The 18,953-nt window shown below is 42.5% G+C and carries 23 protein-coding genes; 2 read left to right on the plus strand and 21 right to left on the minus strand.

From position 1 onward, the window contains the following. Positions 1 to 29: 29 nt before the first annotated feature. The 4 genes from DYI25_RS09940 to DYI25_RS09955 form a co-directional block, all read right to left on the minus strand. The gene (locus tag DYI25_RS09940) at positions 30 to 518 is read right to left on the minus strand and encodes a DUF3907 family protein (RefSeq protein ID WP_213368348.1); all 489 of its coding nucleotides are present in this window, start codon (positions 516 to 518) and stop codon (positions 30 to 32) included. Between the two features lie 172 nt (positions 519 to 690). Then, positions 691 to 1,110: a hypothetical protein gene (locus tag DYI25_RS09945; protein ID WP_213368350.1), complete on the minus strand. Its 420-nt coding sequence runs from the start codon at positions 1,108 to 1,110 to the stop codon at positions 691 to 693. A gap of 425 nt (positions 1,111 to 1,535) precedes the next feature. Continuing rightward, complete coding sequence (gene scpB / locus DYI25_RS09950; protein ID WP_213368351.1) at positions 1,536 to 2,129, minus strand: SMC-Scp complex subunit ScpB; 594 nt, start codon at positions 2,127 to 2,129, stop codon at positions 1,536 to 1,538. Between the two features lie 4 nt (positions 2,130 to 2,133). Continuing rightward, entirely contained in the window at positions 2,134 to 2,877 is a 744-nt protein-coding gene (locus tag DYI25_RS09955) for a segregation/condensation protein A (RefSeq protein WP_213368352.1), read from the minus strand. Between the two features lie 202 nt (positions 2,878 to 3,079). On the opposite strand from DYI25_RS09955, the gene DYI25_RS09960 reads away from it, so the two are divergent. After that, positions 3,080 to 3,175: a YjcZ family sporulation protein gene (locus DYI25_RS09960; RefSeq protein WP_079509612.1), complete on the plus strand. Its 96-nt coding sequence runs from the start codon at positions 3,080 to 3,082 to the stop codon at positions 3,173 to 3,175. 142 nt (positions 3,176 to 3,317) lie between these two features. Continuing rightward, the gene (locus DYI25_RS09965) at positions 3,318 to 3,848 is read left to right on the plus strand and encodes a DUF309 domain-containing protein (protein ID WP_213368353.1); all 531 of its coding nucleotides are present in this window, start codon (positions 3,318 to 3,320) and stop codon (positions 3,846 to 3,848) included. Between the two features lie 14 nt (positions 3,849 to 3,862). Here DYI25_RS09965 and DYI25_RS09970 read toward each other — a convergent pair whose 3' ends face one another. From DYI25_RS09970 to spoIIM, 17 genes are all read right to left on the minus strand, one after another. Beyond that, entirely contained in the window at positions 3,863 to 4,240 is a 378-nt protein-coding gene (locus DYI25_RS09970; protein WP_213368354.1) for a GNAT family N-acetyltransferase, read from the minus strand. Between the two features lie 432 nt (positions 4,241 to 4,672). Then, a complete protein-coding gene (lysA, locus tag DYI25_RS09975) occupies positions 4,673 to 5,992 on the minus strand; it encodes a diaminopimelate decarboxylase (protein ID WP_213368355.1) in 1,320 nt (439 codons plus the stop codon). Between the two features lie 244 nt (positions 5,993 to 6,236). Beyond that, positions 6,237 to 7,715, minus strand: a complete 1,479-nt coding sequence (locus DYI25_RS09980; protein WP_213368356.1) for a spore germination protein — start codon at positions 7,713 to 7,715, stop codon at positions 6,237 to 6,239. Then, positions 7,699 to 8,277: a stage V sporulation protein AE gene (locus DYI25_RS09985; protein WP_213368358.1), complete on the minus strand. Its 579-nt coding sequence runs from the start codon at positions 8,275 to 8,277 to the stop codon at positions 7,699 to 7,701. The genes DYI25_RS09980 and DYI25_RS09985 overlap by 17 nt, the downstream gene beginning before the upstream one ends. 72 nt (positions 8,278 to 8,349) lie before the next feature. Next, positions 8,350 to 8,772 (minus strand): stage V sporulation protein AB, encoded by a 423-nt coding sequence (locus DYI25_RS09990; RefSeq protein WP_213368360.1) that lies wholly within the window; start codon positions 8,770 to 8,772, stop codon positions 8,350 to 8,352. Continuing rightward, positions 8,762 to 9,379, minus strand: coding sequence for a stage V sporulation protein AA (locus DYI25_RS09995; protein ID WP_213368362.1), 618 nt, complete (start codon positions 9,377 to 9,379; stop codon positions 8,762 to 8,764). The genes DYI25_RS09990 and DYI25_RS09995 overlap by 11 nt, the downstream gene beginning before the upstream one ends. Positions 9,380 to 9,701: 322 nt before the next feature. Next, positions 9,702 to 10,460, minus strand: a complete 759-nt coding sequence (gene sigF / locus DYI25_RS10000) for an RNA polymerase sporulation sigma factor SigF (protein ID WP_213368364.1) — start codon at positions 10,458 to 10,460, stop codon at positions 9,702 to 9,704. A gap of 13 nt (positions 10,461 to 10,473) precedes the next feature. Beyond that, a complete protein-coding gene (spoIIAB, locus tag DYI25_RS10005) occupies positions 10,474 to 10,914 on the minus strand; it encodes an anti-sigma F factor (RefSeq protein ID WP_213368366.1) in 441 nt (146 codons plus the stop codon). Between the two features lie 3 nt (positions 10,915 to 10,917). Then, on the minus strand, positions 10,918 to 11,268 hold the full coding sequence (gene spoIIAA, locus DYI25_RS10010; RefSeq protein WP_213368367.1) for an anti-sigma F factor antagonist: 351 nt from the start codon (positions 11,266 to 11,268) through the stop codon (positions 10,918 to 10,920). Between the two features lie 142 nt (positions 11,269 to 11,410). Beyond that, the gene (locus DYI25_RS10015; RefSeq protein WP_274609514.1) at positions 11,411 to 12,583 is read right to left on the minus strand and encodes a D-alanyl-D-alanine carboxypeptidase family protein; all 1,173 of its coding nucleotides are present in this window, start codon (positions 12,581 to 12,583) and stop codon (positions 11,411 to 11,413) included. Positions 12,584 to 12,723: 140 nt separating this feature from the next. Further along, on the minus strand, positions 12,724 to 14,028 hold the full coding sequence (locus DYI25_RS10020) for a pyrimidine-nucleoside phosphorylase (RefSeq protein WP_213369538.1): 1,305 nt from the start codon (positions 14,026 to 14,028) through the stop codon (positions 12,724 to 12,726). Between the two features lie 41 nt (positions 14,029 to 14,069). Beyond that, positions 14,070 to 14,894, minus strand: a complete 825-nt coding sequence (locus DYI25_RS10025) for a purine-nucleoside phosphorylase (RefSeq protein WP_213368371.1) — start codon at positions 14,892 to 14,894, stop codon at positions 14,070 to 14,072. A 12-nt stretch (positions 14,895 to 14,906) separates the two neighbouring features. Further along, positions 14,907 to 16,088, minus strand: a complete 1,182-nt coding sequence (gene deoB / locus DYI25_RS10030) for a phosphopentomutase (RefSeq protein WP_213368374.1) — start codon at positions 16,086 to 16,088, stop codon at positions 14,907 to 14,909. Between the two features lie 251 nt (positions 16,089 to 16,339). Continuing rightward, positions 16,340 to 17,233 (minus strand): site-specific tyrosine recombinase XerD, encoded by an 894-nt coding sequence (gene xerD, locus DYI25_RS10035; protein ID WP_213368376.1) that lies wholly within the window; start codon positions 17,231 to 17,233, stop codon positions 16,340 to 16,342. A gap of 4 nt (positions 17,234 to 17,237) precedes the next feature. Beyond that, positions 17,238 to 17,465, minus strand: a complete 228-nt coding sequence (locus DYI25_RS10040) for a YqzK family protein (protein ID WP_213368378.1) — start codon at positions 17,463 to 17,465, stop codon at positions 17,238 to 17,240. A gap of 187 nt (positions 17,466 to 17,652) precedes the next feature. Next, positions 17,653 to 18,108, minus strand: coding sequence for a Fur family transcriptional regulator (locus DYI25_RS10045; RefSeq protein ID WP_213368380.1), 456 nt, complete (start codon positions 18,106 to 18,108; stop codon positions 17,653 to 17,655). A 115-nt stretch (positions 18,109 to 18,223) separates the two neighbouring features. Continuing rightward, positions 18,224 to 18,865 carry a stage II sporulation protein M gene (gene spoIIM / locus DYI25_RS10050; RefSeq protein ID WP_023627454.1) on the minus strand — a complete coding sequence of 214 codons (642 nt, stop codon included), beginning with the start codon at positions 18,863 to 18,865 and terminating at the stop codon, positions 18,224 to 18,226. Between the last annotated feature and the right edge of the window lie 88 nt (positions 18,866 to 18,953).

An 18,953-nucleotide genomic window follows, 5' to 3' on the forward strand; every position in this document is an offset into this window, starting at 1 on the left:
AGCTATTAATAGCTGTTCCCTGATATACATTATCTGGATTGGAGCATTTTTGTACGGTAATCTGTCTCGTAATATTCCAGCTCTTCCCGGATTCTTTGAAAGCCGCTTTCAAGACTCACCATCAGTTCGATTACTCCAATGGACACTGGTTGTCTGAACTTTATTGCATTTTTTCCTGTATAAGCAGCCCTGCTGTCTTCATACCATGCATCACTTTTAGGTGAGAAGAACTCTTCGATGCATTGATAGTAGATCCGGTATAATGTTTTTTCAGCTGCCGGTTTTGAAAAAACCTCTGCCTGAAGGATCACCTTGCAGGCATCAAATCCTTCTTCACAGTAAACTGCCAGCTTCCGAAGACTTGAGAGAATCGTTTTATAGTATTCTTCGTCTGCTTGCTGCCCTTGTTTTAGTTCTTCAAGGGTTGTTTTATTCAGGTAGTTCTCCAGCTTGACTACTGTGTCTGCCAGGAATTCCCTTACTTCCTCGATTTGTGTTTTAACTATTGTATTCCCCAAACTGACACCCCCAATGGATTTTAACCATATCTTTTTTCGATAATTATAGCCCGAATGGTCCTAACGATTGATTCCATCCTGGAATTCGGTCCCCTTTTGGGTAGATACCGGCAACCAAGAATCCAATGAAAATATAAGTAAAGACAACAAAGTTTACGAAAAGAGCCTTGCCTTATACCGGCTGGACAATATAATCCAAGGGAGAGCGCACTTCAAAGCTGCCTTGTTGCTCGATGCCTTCATAAATTCCAGGAATCTTGCTATAATCCAGTCCTTTGAAAATATCCGCGAACTCTCTCTGTTCATTTATATATACCCTTTTACGATGGCGATATCCCGGATTTTTCAATAACGCAGCAAGTGCTACCAAATCCCTCATATATACTTCCTTACTTCTGGCCTTGAAGATTGGATCCTGTTCAAATGGAGTGATGCTTCCAGCCAACTCATCAAAATACCTGACATATAGGACATGCAGGGTTTTCTCCTTGCCATCTTCCACAAAAGTCACTTCGCTCCGGTTGAAAAAATCCTCCGAGGTGTTTGATTTTTCTTTTTCAAGTTCATAACCAATACATTGCTTTATAAGCATGGTATTCCTCCCGTTGGACATTCATTCTTAAATCATTATAAGAAAAGCGCAGGCACCTTGACCAGCCCCGACAAGCGCTGCCCCCTGAAAGTGCCACGTCCTCCCAAAAGCTATCGCTTTCGGTCGTGCGATGAATCGCTTCGAAGCCTTCCTTGTCCTGTGGCTGGCGGGTCTAGCACATCGTGTGCCACGGAGAGCCGACCAGTGAAGTCGCTCTTTGACTTCACTGGCAGGACCGAAGCGACTCGAGGGGCTGGGCGCTGGAGCTAGACACTAATCTTTATCCAAAAAATATGTACTTTCTTATAAAGTATAGAAAGAAAATGCTTTTGCATTAGAAGCCAGCAGCCCAGCATTCGTCATTAAAGCATTTCCTAAATAATTATTTTGATTTTATCATAAATTCCAAACTTTGTGCACAAAAGCTATTGATCTGTTTCCATTGTTTCCTGAAATTTCTCAAAGAATAAATCCGCATCATCCTGCAATTCGTCATCCTCTATATGATCCGGAAGCGGAGGCAGTTCGCTTATACTTTTCAAACCGAAATAATCAAGAAATTCTTTTGTCGTTCCATATAAAATGGCCCGTCCTGTTCCTTCTGCTCTTCCAACTTCTTTAATCAGAGCCCTTGAAGACAGCGTATAAAGCGGCCTTTCTGTTTTCACTCCACGGATTTCTTCGATTTCAGCCCTTGTAATTGGCTGCTTATAAGCTACAATCGCCAAAGTCTCAAGTGCTGCTTGCGACAGATGCGCGGTCCCTGGTGATTCGACAAGCTTTTTTAAATAATCAGCATGCTCTTTTTTCGTAGCCAGCTGGTATACTCCAGCCAGGTGTACGATTGTTATACCTCGGTTTTCGTCACTTTCATAATCCTGCTTGAGTTCAGTAACAATTTCATTTGCCTGGATTTCATCCACTTCAAGCACAGCTGTGATCTGCTTCAGGCTCAACCCTTCATCACCAGCCGCAAAAAGAAGGCTCTCCAATATCCCTTTCCATTTCACAATTCCCACGCTTTTACTCCTTTCTGGCTGTCATATATATTTCAGCAAAGTTCCGTTCCTGTTCGACGTCGATTTCTTTCCGTTTAATGAGCTCAAGGATTGCCAGAAAAGTAACGACAATATGCTCACGGTCAGATTCAGGAAACAAGTCATAGAACTTTTTCCTTGTGCCGCTTTCTTTCAGGAAGCTTAGGACCTCGTCCATTCTTTTTTCAATGGAAATTTCCTGACGGGCGATTTTGGTCGATATTGGCCTTTGTAACTTTTTCCTTCTTAAAAGCTTTTGAAATGCACCAAGCATGTCATACAAAGAAATATCCAGATTAGCATTTTCACTTTTAACTTCATGGGCATATTCCGTTAGGTCACTTGGAGGTTTGGTATACATGAGTCCCCGTTCCTCCTCCAGTGATTTCAGGTCACTGGCTGCCTCTTTGAACTTCTTATATTCAATCAATCTCTCCACGAGTTCATTTCGCGGATCCCCTTCATGATCAAACTCAAATTCATCTTCCAGTTCTTCCTCATGCTTAGGAAGGAGCATCTTGCTTTTGATTGCTAACAGCGTCGCTGCCATTACAAGATATTCACTTGCGAGGTCGAGCTGCAATTCCTTCATCGCATGGATATACATTAAATATTGTTCAGTTATTTCCGCAACTGGTATATCATAGATATCAATCTCCAAACGATTGATCAAGTGCAGAAGTAAATCTAATGGACCCTCAAAGGCCTCGATTTTTACGTTATATTGCATTATTTCCCACCAAAATTCCTATAATGAACTGCATCATTATATAAGTATAGTAGATAAACTTCATGTTATCCATCACTATTTTATAAGTATAAATATCAAGGATTTCCTTAAAAAAACAAGCATCCGCCCAAACCCTTCTCCTCGTTCCTGCATATGCTGAAATTGTATATTAGGCTATTTCACTAATAGGAGGTAATGTTAAATGTCAGATGGAAAAGGTTATGGATACGGAGCAGGATTTGCTTTAATCGTCGTGCTTTTCATTTTGCTCATCATCGTTGGGGCAGCCTGGTTATAAGGTAAGGCAATAGAAAGCACAATGACGAAAATGCCCGGCACCAGCCGGGCATTTTTATGTTAGGCTGCTTTTCATCCGCTTCTTGTTTCATCATTGTATCGAATATATGCTAAGCTAGTGGTACTTGATTGGGGGTTATTACATGACAAAATTTCCATCATCCTATATACAATATCTCGCTCATTTCCACGGGGACAGGGATTATTTTGAATGCCATGAAATTTTGGAGGAATATTGGAAAGCAACAGATCCTGGCAATAAAAAATCGATCTGGGTAGCATTGATCCTTGTGGCAGTTTCAAATTACCACCATCGCCGTAATAATTACCCTGGAGCAATAAGGACTTTAACTAAAGCAGTGGAGATCTTTTCAGATACTAAGGAAGCAACAGCCCGGTTAGGAATCGATCATGAACTTTTGACTGAAACACTGACTAATAGAAAGAAAAACTTGCTTAACAAGGTTCCCTACACAAGCTTTAATCTGCCTCTATTCGATACCGAGCTTAAAAGGCTTTGCTATGATGAGTGCAGACATAATGGTTTTACATGGGGAACAAGCAGCAATCTGGAAAATCCTGATTTGGTCCATCGGCACTCAACACGCGATCGAAGCGATGTCATTTCAGACCGGCGGATGGCTCTCGAGGAAAAGAAAAACAGGAAAAAATAAAAAGGCAGTTGGATTTAACATCCACTGCCTTCTACACTATTGTCTTCCTCGCTGCACTTTTCAAAAAAGGATGCTGTCTCAGCATTTGCAACTGCTGTCCATTCAGGAAACATCTCCTGCAGTGAATTGACCATACGCCTTCCAACCCCCTGGTGGCGGTGAGATGGATTCACTGAGATGTGTAAAAGCTGCATCATTTTATCTTCAGTGAAGTTAACACCCAATAGCCCGATGATATCCTCACCTTCCTTCCATAAAAACAACTGCCAGGAATCATCTGTTTCATAATTCCTCATCGTCTGCTGAAGTTTTTTCAGGTCCTTTTCATTTGGCATGAAAGATAACAATCCCATTGCAATCTTTTCAAATGCCTTTTTATATCGAATTAACATAGATATCCCTCATTGTGGTTTGACAGTAATAATGGAATGATAACAAAACCATTTTTTCCATTTTTCATCCAAATTAAACCTTAACTTCCCTTAAATGGGAAGCGACAAAAAATCAAATGTTAAAACACCATTTTGATAATATATGTTTTTACGCGATTTATGTTTCTTCATATTAATTGAATTGATAATATCATACATAATCTGTTCTGATACTTCAAATCTTTTTCTCGAGCTATTGTCCAGGTACGATAAAAAACCAGTAGTAGGCTCCCCATAAAACAGACATCAACAATAATAACACAAATAACAGCCAGTTGTTCTTTTTCAAACCGGAATCCCTCCCAAACTGTAATTCTACAATAAGACCAGGGTTTTAGCCAATTTTACATAACACCAATTAGAGCAGATAAAAAAAGCTGCGGGAGAGCAGCTTTAATTTTTCACCTTTTCTTTTAAAGGAAGATCTAATTTTACCATGTCTTCGAATGTTTCGCGGCGGACCACCAGTGTGTCTTTTGAATCTTCCAGGAAAACGACCGCAGGCCTTGGAAGTCGATTATAGTTATTGGCCATTGAATACCCGTAGGCTCCTGTGCAAAAAACAGCTAGAAGATCCTGGTCTCCAGACTTTGGCAGCGGAAGGTCCCAGATCAGCATATCTCCGGATTCACAGCACTTCCCGGCAATCGATACTGTCTCTTCAGGTTTGTCCTCCACTCTGTTTGCCAGAACTGCTTCGTATTTAGCCTGGTACAATGCCGGGCGAATATTGTCACTCATTCCTCCATCGACAGCTACGTACTGGCGGACATTCGGAACATCCTTTCTCGAACCGATTCGGTAAAGGGTAGTACCTGCATCCCCAACAAGGGAACGTCCTGGCTCGATCCAGATTTCCGGCATTTTCATCGAATAATGAGAAGCTTGCTTCTTCACTTCAGCAATAATCTCCTCTACATATTGAGCTGCTGGAATAGGATCATCTTCGTCTGTATAGCGAATCCCAAAACCACCGCCAAGGTTCAGGACTGTGGATTCGTATGAAAGGTCCTTTTTCCATTGATGCAGTTTTTCGAAAATTTTCTGAGCAGCGAGGATGAATCCTGTTGTTTCAAAAATTTGCGAACCTATATGGCAGTGCAGTCCGAGAACTTCGATATTCTTGTCATCAAGGCAAATTTTCATTGCCGAATCAGCCTGTCCGTTCTGTAAATCGAATCCGAATTTCGAATCTTCCTGGCCAGTTAAAATATAATCATGTGTATGTGCTTCAATACCAGGTGTAACTCGTAATAAAACTTGGACTCCCGTATTCTTCTCTTTGCAAATATCCTTCAGCATGTCGAGTTCATAAAAGTTATCGACTACGATACAGCCGACATTGTTCTCAAGAGCCATTTTCAGCTCTTCCCGGCTTTTATTGTTGCCGTGGAAATGGATTCTTCCTGTAGGGAAGCCAGCAGCTAGCGCCGTATAGAGCTCCCCGCCTGAAACGACATCAAGCGAAAGATTTTCCTCCGCAGCTAATTGCACCATCGCTACAGTTGAAAAAGCTTTGCTCGCATACGCTACTTGCGCGGTAATTCCGGCAGTCTCGAAAGTTCTTTTAAATGCTCTTGCCCGTTCCCTGATCAAGGCAACGTCATAAACATACAGCGGGGTTCCATATTTTTCAGCCAATTGGATTGTATCAACACCGCCAATTTCCAAATGTCCAAGTCGGTTAACTTTTGCAGTTCCATGAAATTCCATGTTGTCCCCTCATCCCTTGCCTAATAAAATCATTTGATTTAACATCATTTCTTATTGCTCTGTTATTTCAGCATAAACTGTCACCTGGCGGAATGAAATCGCTAAAAATCCAGGTCGCTCAACTGTAAGTTATACGTAAATAGACAGTTCATCAGATGAACTGTCTATTTACTTTTCGCTTTAAGTCTTTAGTAAATTAAAAACACTTTACCATAATTTGAGGGAACGCGCAATTGGAACATAGTCAAGATTTTGAAGGCTGCTTGTAGCGATTCCTTGCATGGACAATACTTGGCCGGATTTTCGACCCGGGAACAGCCCTCCTGATCAAAATCTGCATAAACGCGGCAGGATGAAAAGGAATGAATGGCCATAGGTAGGGAGTATTCAATGATTTAATACTAGCAAGCAAAAGCAGCCAAACCGTGGTTCCTGCTACAAATCCCGGGACATTGAATATCGCAGTCGAGATTAGCAGGAACACCCTGCCTATCTTGTTCGCTATACTAAGTTCATAACTTGGTGTCGCATAAGTTCCGATTGCTGCCACAGCCACATAAAGGATGACTTCCGGCACGAACATCCCTACATCGATTGCGATTTGCCCTATCAGGACTGCAGCGATTAAACCCATAGCTGTGGAAAGCGGGGTCGGTGTATGGATGGCCGCCATTCTCAGGAATTCAATCCCTCCATCTGCAAGCATGATTTGCAAGAAAATCGGAATATTGGAATCCTCATTAGGCCCAATAAATGAAATTTTTTCAGGCAGCAGTTCTGGATTTTGCACAAATAAGTACCATAACGGCAAAAGTAATAGTGCTGCTAGCACCCCAAGGAATCGTATCCATCGAACCATTGTACCGACACCAGGCGATTGCCTGTACTCTTCTGCATGCTGAAGATGGTGGAAAAAGGTCGTTGGCGTAATGATGACACTCGGAGATGTATCGACATAAATTAGAACATGCCCTTCAAGCAGATGGGTTGCAGCCACGTCTGCACGCTCCGTGTACCTTACGAGCGGGTAAGGATTATAACCTTGTTTTACAAGAAATTCCTCAATTGTTTTATCTGCCATCGTAATACCGTCTATTTTAATTGAATTGAGTTCCTTTTTAATGACATCGATTAAGCCAGGATTTGCGATATCTTTTATATATCCGATGGCAACGTCTGTTTTCGACCTTTCTCCTACCTTCATCATTTCGAAACGCAGATTTTCATCCCTGATTCGCCTTCTTGTCAAAGCTGTGTTGACAATGATATTTTCAACAAAGCCATCACGGGATCCGCGCACAACCTTTTCGGTATCTGGCTCCTGGGGCTGTCTTCCAGGGTAGCTTCTGACATCTACCACCAAGCCAGTTTTTTCACCTTCAACCAATATGACAATAAGGCCTGAAAGAACCTGGTCGACAAGCTCATCCATCGTTTCAATTTTCTGGACGGACTGGTGGGTAATCCTATTCTCAACGATCGCTTGCAGATGGGTGGAGAGCTTTTCGTTATCATTGATATCCACCAGTTCTTCAACGATATGTACGATGAAGCTCGTATCGCATAACCCATTCACATAATAAAAATGAACATCTTTTTTGAGGATTTTCAGCTTTCTGACACCTAAATCAAAACTGTCTTCCAGGCCAATATGTTCTTTCATATACTTTTCAGCTTCGTCCAATGATTGCGGGATCGGCAGCTTGTCATTCTTCTTTGGCATAGAATCCGCTCCTTTCAAGGATGATTTCCACTGCTTTCTTCGTAATTGGTGAACCTAATTTATAGTGGTCACGCCTTGCCATTTTACCGATATCACCTATCCCGATTATTAAGGGGACGTCAAGTGTATCCAAACAGTACACTGTATCTCCATTAATCCTACCTATTTCAAGCTCTGGAACACCATGTTTGTCAACACCATAGGCTGTAAGTTCACCATCTCGATCTATACAAAAATCTACACGGCTCCATTCAGCCATATGCGTTTTTGAAGCGACCGCAATAGCACCGAGCACCTCAATGTCTTCATGCTCAGCTACGTATTTCAGCGCCTTTTCTCCTGCGCCTTCTCCAAGATAACCACTATCATCGAACATGACCAATACAGGGTCATTAACTGCTTTCTTGATTAATTTCACCAGGTGCGGCCCAGAAAGGACGGAAGGATTGCCATGTGAAAGAGAGATGCACCGTCCGCCAACATCTGCAGCTACACGCTCAACCGCACGCCGGGCATAATCATCACCATCTGTAATTAAGATTACCTTCCTTTTCTCGGCCATTCTTTGCCGTCCTTTCTGCTGCTCAATTTTCGTACATTAAAAAAATTGTCGCTCGAATGTAAAGCACTTTTATTATCGTCCTATGAAGTAAATCCAATGAAATAATGAGCCGAAAACTTTTCCCAGCACTATTGCCATCAGCAATGTCTCAAGCTTGTCATCCACCCTGACTCTTTTGGCGAGAATCGGCAGTACATTCAGGACCTCTGTCAACGCCGCAGCCAGCATTCCTACAAATATGCCGCCCGCCAGTCCAAGCGGGATGGTAACAAGTGGTGAAAAACTGAGCAGCGGATCCCTTAGGCTGCCGACAGTTCCCAACAAAGCACCAAGGACAACAGACCATTCATACCAGGAAATCAATTTCATCGTTTTCGTGAGCTGTGTGAGTCTAGGAATCACTCCTAGAACGGACAAGAATGCAACAAATCCAGACCCTACCGCAAGGCCACTCGCCAGTCCAACAAGAATGATAAATAAGATACTAATCGTCATCTATATGCTTCACGCTTTCCTTGTTTTCATGTAAGATTACATATTGGTCAAGAGATTGCTGGTAGTTAAACATTTCAACTTCGAGAGGACTGGGCTCTTCATTAAGTCTCTTTTTAAAAACATGGTTAAAAAATAGGATCATGCCTACCCCAATTCCTATTGAATAAGGAATTTGGAATAATAGAGGCTTCTCAACTTTTTTTCCGGTCATCATGTAATAAAGCCGCTCATGGACCGCTTGCATACTGACATCTTCATGGAAATTCATAATGGTCAACGCTGCTCCGAAAAATAATAGGAACCAGACGAGGATAAAGAATGGGATCGACATTCCTTTTTTCTTGTAAATCACCTCGATAATCGTTTGCGGCGGCCCAACAGCCTGGACGTCATAATCCGGATATATCTCTGTGATAAAATGAATGACCTTCATGACATCAACAATGTGGATATGATCCTTCGGCGAGATTTTCAGGACTGGAAGTGCAGCCAAATCTTCATATATATCCTCACTGGCAATGATCTGTGCTATATCCTTCAACAACAGTGACTCCTCAGGCTTGACCTGGACGCGATTTCGCATGCGGATATAAATCGTTTTTTCCATCAGATTCACTTCCAACACATTGTTTTCCTCGTATATTTAGTATGGATTCCTACAGTTTTTTCATGAAGTCCAATAATTGGTTAAGATAACAGGTGCATTGATTGCTGCATTTTCCGTTATCTAAATACTTTAGGTATCAATAGGATGCATTAGGTACTTTTTCCCTCAGGCTCCTATCCTCCTGCTTTTACCTTTTTCCTTTCCGGGCGATTTTCGGGCAAAGCAGGCTTCTTCTTTTACCCTTTTTCCTTTTCTCGGCAATTTTTGGGCAATGGAGAAATCGGCATTGGTTACCTCTTAAATAAAAAAAAGCCATATGGATTCAAAGATCCATACGGCCTTTCATTTGCTGCAGTATTTTCTTTTCGAGGCGTGAGACCTGGACCTGGGAGATTCCCAGGCGGCTTGCGACCTCGGATTGAGTCTGGTCCTTATAATATCTTAAATAAACAATTAGCCTTTCCCGTTCATCCAGTTCGTTTATTGCCTCTTTTAACGCGATTTTATCGAACCATCGGCCTTCTTCCCCGTTATCAATCTGGTCTAGCAGGGTAATTGGGTCGCCGTCGTTTTCGTACACCGTTTCATGGATGGATGCAGGACTGCGGCTGGCTTCTTGTGCCATGATCACATCTTCAGGCGAAATTTCCAGAAACTCGGCGATTTCATTGACAGTTGGTACCCTGCCCAATGTTTTGGAAAGCTCATCCTTCGCTTTCCTGATTTTATTGCCTGTTTCTTTTAACGACCTGCTTACTTTTACGGTACCGTCATCCCTGATGAAACGTTGGATTTCACCAATGATCATTGGAACGGCATACGTCGAAAACTTCACGTCATAGGAGAGGTCAAATTTATCAACTGATTTCAAGAGGCCGATGCTGCCAATCTGGAACAGGTCGTCAGGTTCATATCCCCTGTTAAGGAAGCGCTGGACGACAGACCATACGAGGCGCATGTTTTTCTGGACGATCAAATCCCTGGCAGCCTGGTCTCCTTGCTGGCTTCTCAAAATCAGTTCTTTGACTTCATGGTCCTTAAGATACGTTTGGTTATTATCCTTTTTTACCTCCACATCCATAAGCAGAACTCCCTTAATTGCACAGTGCTTTGCTCTTTGACAGGTGCTTTTTCAAACGAATCTCTGTCCCAAAGCCGGGCTCTGATCTCACTTGTACTTCGTCCATGAAATTTTCCATAATCGTAAAGCCCATACCGGACCTTTCAAGCTCAGGCTTAGATGTATAAAGTGGCTGCATGGCTTCATCGATATCCGGAATCCCAATTCCTTCGTCCTTAATCAGCATTTCCACCGTTCCATCCTCGAGCTGCACGGAAATAAACACTTTTCCATCTGGGTTGCTTTCATATCCGTGAATAATAGCGTTCGTTACAGCTTCCGATACTACTGTCTTGATTTCAGTCAGTTCGTCCATCGTAGGGTCCAGCTGCGCAATGAAGGCAGCGACCGTCACGCGGGCAAAAGATTCGTTCTGGCTTAAAGCGCTAAAATGAAGATTCATCTCATTTTTCATGAATCAAGCAACCCCCAATCTCTCTAATGCATATTCTTCTGTCGGTTCAAGACGGATAATCTTGAATAATCCCGACATATCAAATAACCTCTTGATTGGCGGAGAGATTGCGCACACAACCATTTCTCCGTGAAGCTGCTTGATTTGTTTATATCTTCCTAAAATTACACCAAGACCCGAACTATCCATAAAGGTGAGTTGTTCGAGGTTCAAGACAATGTGGCGGACTTCTCCGTTCTCAAGGGCTTTTGTTGCCTGCTCGCGAAGCTGTTCTGCTGTATGGTGATCCAATTCACCACTAACTCGAATCAATAAGACATCATGCTTCACTTCCATATCAATGTTAAGACTCACTATCCAAAGCCTCCTTATCTGGTATAGTGAGTCAAATTCTCCATTGATTCAGCCAAATCCTTCTTAAGAACAAAACTAGTGCCTATTCGATAAAACTTGATGGAATGGCAGTGTTTTCGACAATCCAGTGCGGAAATTCATCTTATTGTTGGCTACCGGCCCGCGTGAACATACCGAATGAGCGTTTGTATAAGATCCACCAACTGGCTTTTTCCACTGTTGCATCGGCAACAAGAGGTGTTTCCGCAAGGGTTTTTCCGTCTTTGACCAGCTTCAAAGTGCCTACCCTGTCGCCTTTTTCTACGGGTGCTTTCAGGCTTTTATTCAAAGTGATTTTTTGCTTTACGTCCTTTACGTCTGCTCCTTTTTTGGTTAGGAGGGATACACTTTCAGATGTAACAGCATTTATTGTCTTCTTGTCACCTTTGCTGATCACTGCTTTTCCTAGTGGATGTCCTTTCTTGAACATAGGATGTGTCTGATATTGACTGAAAGCATAGTCCAGCATTTTTGTTACTTGAGCATTTCTGACCTTGGAGGTTGGTGCTCCAAACACGACCGCAATCGCACGCATACCATCCTTTTGTGCTGTAGCAGTCAGGCAATATTTTGCTTCATTCGTAAAACCTGTTTTCAGGCCATCCACTCCTGGATAAAAACGAACGAGCTTATTAGTATTAACCAGCCAGAATTTCTTATCAGTATCCTCACGAAGATAATCTTCATACCTTCCTGTGAACTTCGTTATTTTTTCGTACTTCAACAATTCTTTTGCCATCATCGCCATGTCATATGCCGAGCTGTAATGGCCATCGACAGGCAATCCGGTGGTGTTCTTGAAAACTGAATTCTTCAGGCCAAGTTCCTTTACTTTATCATTCATCATTTTTACGAATGCTTCTTCGGAGCCGCCTATACGTTCAGCCATTGCAACTGAAGCATCGTTTCCGGAACCAATTGCGATTCCTTTAAGCAATTGCTCGACGGTCATTTCTTCTCCTGCCTCGAGGAATATTTGTGAACCACCCATTGAAGCTGCGTATTCACTGGCTCGGACTTTTTCGTCCATTTTCAGCCTTCCTTCATCGAGTGCTTCCATGATCAAAAGCATCGTCATGATTTTGGTCATACTTGCTGGTGGAAGCTTTTCATGACTGTTCTTATCAAAAAGAACCTGACCAGTGTCACGTTCAATCAAAATAGCTGAACTCGCATCGTCTGCCAGTCCCGGGTCTCCTTCATTGGCATATCCTTTCGGGGATATAACTACAGCGCCCATCATAAAAACAAGCAGTACACTCGTTAACTTTTTCAGATTCATGGCCATAACCCTCCTATCTTTATAGGGTTTATTTTTTCCAATGAATCCAATTTTATACAGACAAGGTATATAAATCCGTTATTTTTGCACACAAAAAAGCGAAGAGTCTCCTCTTCGCTTCCTATGCTTCATAATTATTCTGTAATTTCTTCGTGCACCAAAATTGGCGCATCGACATGTTCGCTTGAGATCTTGATATTTTCATACAGCATTTCTTTTACTTCATTAACGTCCTCGAAATTACTGTAGATGGTCAGGAGCGATTCACCCTTTTCTACCTTATCGCCAATTTTCTTGCGAAGCAGAAGGCCTACTGCCAAATCGATTTCAGATTCCTTCGTCGCTCTTCCTGCACCTAGAAGCATTGCAGCAGTTCCAACTTCATCAGCTACGATTTCTGAAACATAGCCTGCTTCTTTCGCTTCAAGTTCGAACTTGTACTTTGCCTGAGGAAGCTTGCTTGGATCATCAACAACAGAAGCATCGCCGCCCTGAGATGCCAGGAATACTTTGAATGTTTCAAGAGCGGACCCGTTCTTGATTACTTCTTCTAGCTTGCTGCGTGCTTCTCCAAGAGACTCAGCTTTGCCAGCAAGGAATACCATGTGGCTTCCAAGCGTCAAGCAAAGTTCTGTAAGGTCTTCTGGGCCTTCACCCTTCAATGTATCAATTGCTTCCTTGACCTCTAAAGCATTACCGATTGCAAACCCGAGGGGCTGGCTCATATCTGAAATAACAGCCATAGTCCTGCGGCCAACATTATTACCGATGCCTACCATCGCTTTAGCCAGTTCACGTGAATCTTCGATAGTCTTCATGAATGCGCCTGCACCTGTTTTAACATCCAGGACAATCGCGTCAGCCCCTGCGGCAATCTTCTTGCTCATGATTGAGCTGGCGATGAGCGGGATACTGTCTACTGTTGCGGTTACATCACGCAATGAATAAAGCTTTTTATCAGCCGGAGTTAAGTTTCCGCTTTGGCCGATTACCGCAATTTTATTTTTATTCACTAGATTGATGAATTCCTCATTGTCGATTTCGACATGGAACCCTTCAACTGCCTCAAGCTTATCGATTGTTCCGCCTGTATGACCAAGGCCGCGTCCAGACATTTTTGCTACTGGAACACCTAAAGCTGCAACTAATGGACCTAATACAAGAGTTGTTGTATCGCCCACACCGCCAGTAGAGTGTTTGTCGACCTTAACGCCTTCTATTGCAGAAAGGTCAATTTGATCACCAGACTTCACCATTGCCATCGTAAGATCTGCACGTTCTTTCTCCGTCATTCCTTGAAAGAAAATCGCCATTGTCAGCGCACTTATCTGATAATCAGGAATCGAGCCTGCTGTATAGCCATCAATAAAAAATTGAATTTCTTCAGTTGATAATTCATGTCCGTCTCGCTTTTTCTCTATAACGTCAACCATTCTCATCATTATCACCACTTATCAGTATTTAGCCGGGAAGCTATTGATTATTTTTCCCCTATCTTCTTCACAATTTCATTCACTAGTAAAAGGAAGCTTGATTTCACTTTTTCAGTCGTTTCAATTACTTCATCATGGCTTAATGGCTGATCGAGGATTCCGGCTGCCATATTTGAGATGCAGGAAATGCCGAGCACTTCCAACCCTGAGTGCCTTGCTACAATGACTTCTGGTACTGTGGACATTCCGACTGCGTCTCCGCCCATGGTACGAATCATCCTCACTTCAGCAGGCGTTTCGTAAACCGGTCCCGGATTACCGACATACACACCCTCTTTAATCTGGAGGTTGTTCTTGTCAGCTACTTCTTTAGCAACTTTTCTTAAGTTCTTAGAGTATGCTTCGCTCATATCCGGGAAACGTACGCCAAAACGCGAATCGTTTGGCCCGATCAACGGATTTGTTCCCATATTATTGATATGGTCTGTAATAATCACTAAATCTCCAGGCTCAAAACTCTCATTCACACCGCCAGCGGCGTTCGTAACGATCAGTTTTTCAATTCCAAGTTCTTTCATGACGCGCACCGGGAAAGTAACCTTATCCATGCTATAGCCTTCGTAATAATGGAAACGTCCTTGCATTGCGATTACTTCCACACCACTAAGCTGTCCGCAAACCAACTGTCCTGCGTGGCCTTCTACAGTGGAAACCGGGAAGCCCGGGATCTCGTTGTAAGGAATCTTAACCGGGTTTTCGATGTCATCAGCAAGAACACCCAGTCCAGAACCAAGAATCAACCCGATTATTGGCTGCTGCTTAAGCTTTTCATTAATAAAAGATGCTGCTGTTTGAATTTGATTGTAATCCATGAATTCCACTCCTTATTTCAATTCCTTGAGGAAGCTAGTGCCATGTTCAGGCATTTTCACATTAAAGTTTTCTGCTACAGTTGCACCAATATCAGCAAATGTTTTACGGACAGGCAGTTCTTTTCCTTCACTCATTCCCTTTGAGTAAACAAGGAGCGGCACGTATTCACGTGTGTGATCTGTTCCTTGGTGAACCGGATCATTGCCGTGGTCCGCTGTAATGATAAGAAGGTCATCTTCTTTCAATTTCTCAAATACTTCAGGAAGTCGTGCATCATATTCTTCTAGCGCCTTTCCATATCCTTCTGGATCGCGGCGATGTCCGAACAATGCATCAAAATCAACAAGATTCAGGAAGCTTAATCCTGTGAAGTCCTGATCTAAAGTTTGAAGCAACTTATCCATACCGTCCATATTTGACACAGTACGCAGTGATTCAGTTATCCCTTCACCGTCATAGATATCAGAAATCTTTCCAATAGCCAACACATCTAGTTCAGCATCCTTCAACTCGTTCATTACTGTTCTGCCGAATGGCTTCAGCGCATAGTCATGGCGATTGGAAGTACGTTTGAAATCGCCTGGTTCGCCCTCAAAAGGTCTTGCAATGACTCTGCCGACCATGTATTTTTCATCAAGTGTCAGTTCTCTTGCAATTTTACAAATATCATAAAGCTCTTCTATTGGAATGATTTCTTCATGAGCAGCAATCTGCAGAACTGAATCAGCAGATGTATATACGATTAGCGCGCCTGTCTTCATATGCTCTTCGCCTAGCTCCACAAGGATTTCAGTTCCGCTTGCTGGTTTGTTGCCGATAACCTTCCTGCCGGTACGTGATTCGAGTTCAGCTATCAACTCATCCGGGAACCCATCAGGGAACACCTGGAATGGCGTCTGGATATTCAGGCCCATGATTTCCCAGTGTCCTGTCATTGTATCTTTTCCGTTAGAAGCCTCTTCCATCTTTGTATAATATGCCAGTGGCTTGTCAGCAGGTGCGATACCTTTGATTTCCTCGATATTGCTAAGGCCGAGTTTGCCCATGTTGGGCATGTTCAATCCGTTCATTTTTTCTCCGATATGGCCCAGTGTATGGGAACCTTTATCCCCAAACTTTTCCGCGTCTGGTGCTTCTCCGATCCCGACTGAATCCATGACGATTAAAAATACTCTTTTATATGTATTCGACATTCCTTCTCCTCCTTAAAAGTGTGAATGCGTTACTAACCTATTTACAATTTTATGATACCCTTTTTTGTTCCAGATAATCGAATGCTTGCGTTTTCATTTGTCAGAAGTCTGACATCTTCATTTTACTAAATAAAATGAAAAACACAAGAAAAAAAGCCGACTTTTAGCCGGCTTTTATGACAATTCTATGAAACTATTACTATTGGGTAAACATGCTGATTTAATGACGCACAAATCAAACCGCCCCGCTGTCAGGCACGGGGATGGAATTTTGTATAAACGTCCTTTAACCTCGTCTTTGTCACATGCGTATAAATTTGTGTTGTCGAAATATCCGCATGACCCAGCATTTCTTGCACAGCACGAAGATCTGCTCCATTTTCTAGCAGGTGGGTGGCAAATGAATGGCGCATTGTGTGCGGAGTCAATTCTTTCTCAATCCCCGCTTCTGTGGCAAGCCGTTTGAGAATTTTCCAGAAACCCTGTCGTGATAGGCCTTTCCCATGGTGATTCAAAAATAAAGAGTCTTCCTTATGTTTTTTTGACACCAGTTTTGGCCTGCCCTTTTCAAGGTATTGCTCGATTGCATCAGAAGCTGTTTTGCCAATCGGGATGATCCTTTCCTTGCTCCCTTTCCCCATGCAGCGGACAAATCCCATTGTCAGATGGACATCAGATAATTTCAGCCCAATTAGCTCACTCACGCGGATCCCAGTGGCATACATCATTTCCAGCATCGCCTTATCTCGATAGCCAAAATGGTCAGTCAGCTTCGGGCTGTCGAGAAGTGTTTCTACCTCTTCCATGCTCAATACCTTAGGTAAGGACCGTTCATGCTGAGGGCTCTCGATGTGGACAGTTGGATCATTGTCAACCGCCTTTTCCCGAAGCAGGAAATGATGGAATGCCCTAATCGAAGCTATATGTCTTGCCAATGTTTTTGACGATTTGCCTGTGTCCTTCAAATGACCTAGAAAATGTACAATCTGAGGGCGCTGCACGCCATTAAAGTCCCCAAGCTGTTCAACATTTTTCAGATATGTGATATAGCTATTCAAATCTCGTTTATAGGATACGATCGTGTTTTTCGAAAGTCCCTTTTCTACAACTAAAAAGTGGATAAAGTCGTCGAGCCTGTCTTCCATTTTATTACTCTCCATTCAGATAAAACAGTATCAGCCTTTCAAACATACTTCCTTTTTCTTCGTCAAAAGTACCTGACACCTTTATGGCTGCTCCCTCTGGCGCGTCATACCGATGATAGCTTTCATATTCTTCGTTAATCCACATGATACCATAATAAAATAAGATTGTGCATCCAGTGAATAATATAAACACCTTTAATGTATGCAGGACCAATCCGAACCACGATTTCATTTTCCTTGCCTCCAAACTCGACACTTAGAACAAACGCTGCCTTCTTTTTAATAGTCGCCTCATGTTCTATTCGACTTTACTTATTTACTAATCTGTATGCCAATTTGGACAAGAATTATACCTGAACCTGGTGCATTTATAGAAAATAAAAAACCCTCTTTCCATTGGAAAAAGGGTTTTGGGATCATTAAGTTTCAGCCGTTTCTTTTTCCTGGCATCTGTGGCAAATACCATGGAAAGTCAGGCGGTGGTCTTTGATTTTAAACTTCCAGTCTCTTTCAACGATTTCTTCCACATCTTCAAGAAGGTCGTCCTGGATTTCATCCACTGCTCCGCATTCGATGCAGACAAGGTGGTGGTGGAAATGGGCAGCGCCTTCCTGGCGGAGATCGTAACGAGATACGCCGTCCCCGAAGTTGATTTTATCGACAATTTTAAGTTCAGTCAGCAGTTCAAGTGTCCGGTATACTGTTGCCAAACCGATTTCAGGAGATTTTTCTTTGACAAGCAAATAAACATCTTCCGCACTCAAGTGGTCTTCTTCATGTTCAAGCAACACGCGAACGGTAGCTTCACGCTGCGGCGTTAATTTATAGCTGGACGAATGCAGCTGTTTCTTGATTCTCTCAATTCTGTTTTCCATTTCGATAACTCTCACTCCCCCGCCACTGTTCTTTTATTATACCAGAAGGGTAATGAGATTCAAAATAAAATTATTACAAATAAGAAACAATAGTTATTATTACTTAAAAATTATTTTAATTAATTGAGTTGATGACCGCTTTCAATAGTGCCGGTGATAAATATGCCTCCACCCCTGCAGCCACAGCCAGGAATACAAGCGCGGCCACAAATGAAAAGATATATCTAAAAAACTGCGGCATAATCGGCTGGTTGATTTTCTTCATGAATTGGTTCCGGATCATTTTCAATGAAAAAGTCACCGCCATTGCTGCCGTTATAATGAATACTGGAATAATGATAAAGTTTTGCGGCAGGATGGAAACAAATGATAACAGAAACCCGTCCCATTGCATTTGGTTGACGAGAAAGCCAACTGTGAAACCAACGACCATCCCCTTCATGAAAAGCAGGATCAATATGACGGGAAGTCCTATGATTGATACTCCGAGAATCCAGATTAGTCCAATGAATTTTCCATTGTGTAAAAAGCTCTGCAAAAATAAATCCTTACCGTCTGCTACTTTCCCAGAAGCAGCCTGGCCAAAAAATTGCGATAAATAATAGAATAAATCTTCTTTTTGAGTGAAGCTGAGGCTGTTCACTATTACTGCCCCAAAGATGACTCCCATCAAAAACAGGACAATGACAAAAAGATAGATTGAGGAATATTCTCTTAAATGGGTTACTGCGACGTCCTGGTACCTTCGTTTCTTCATCTCTCTTCCTCCTGCATATTGGTTACTATCATCATATGCATGGACAAGGAGTCTATGACTGAATTTGGTAGATAGAAAAAAAACGGCC

It is taken from the genome of Mesobacillus boroniphilus, assembly GCF_018424685.1.
GTDB lineage: Bacteria > Bacillota > Bacilli > Bacillales > Cytobacillaceae > Mesobacillus > Mesobacillus boroniphilus_A.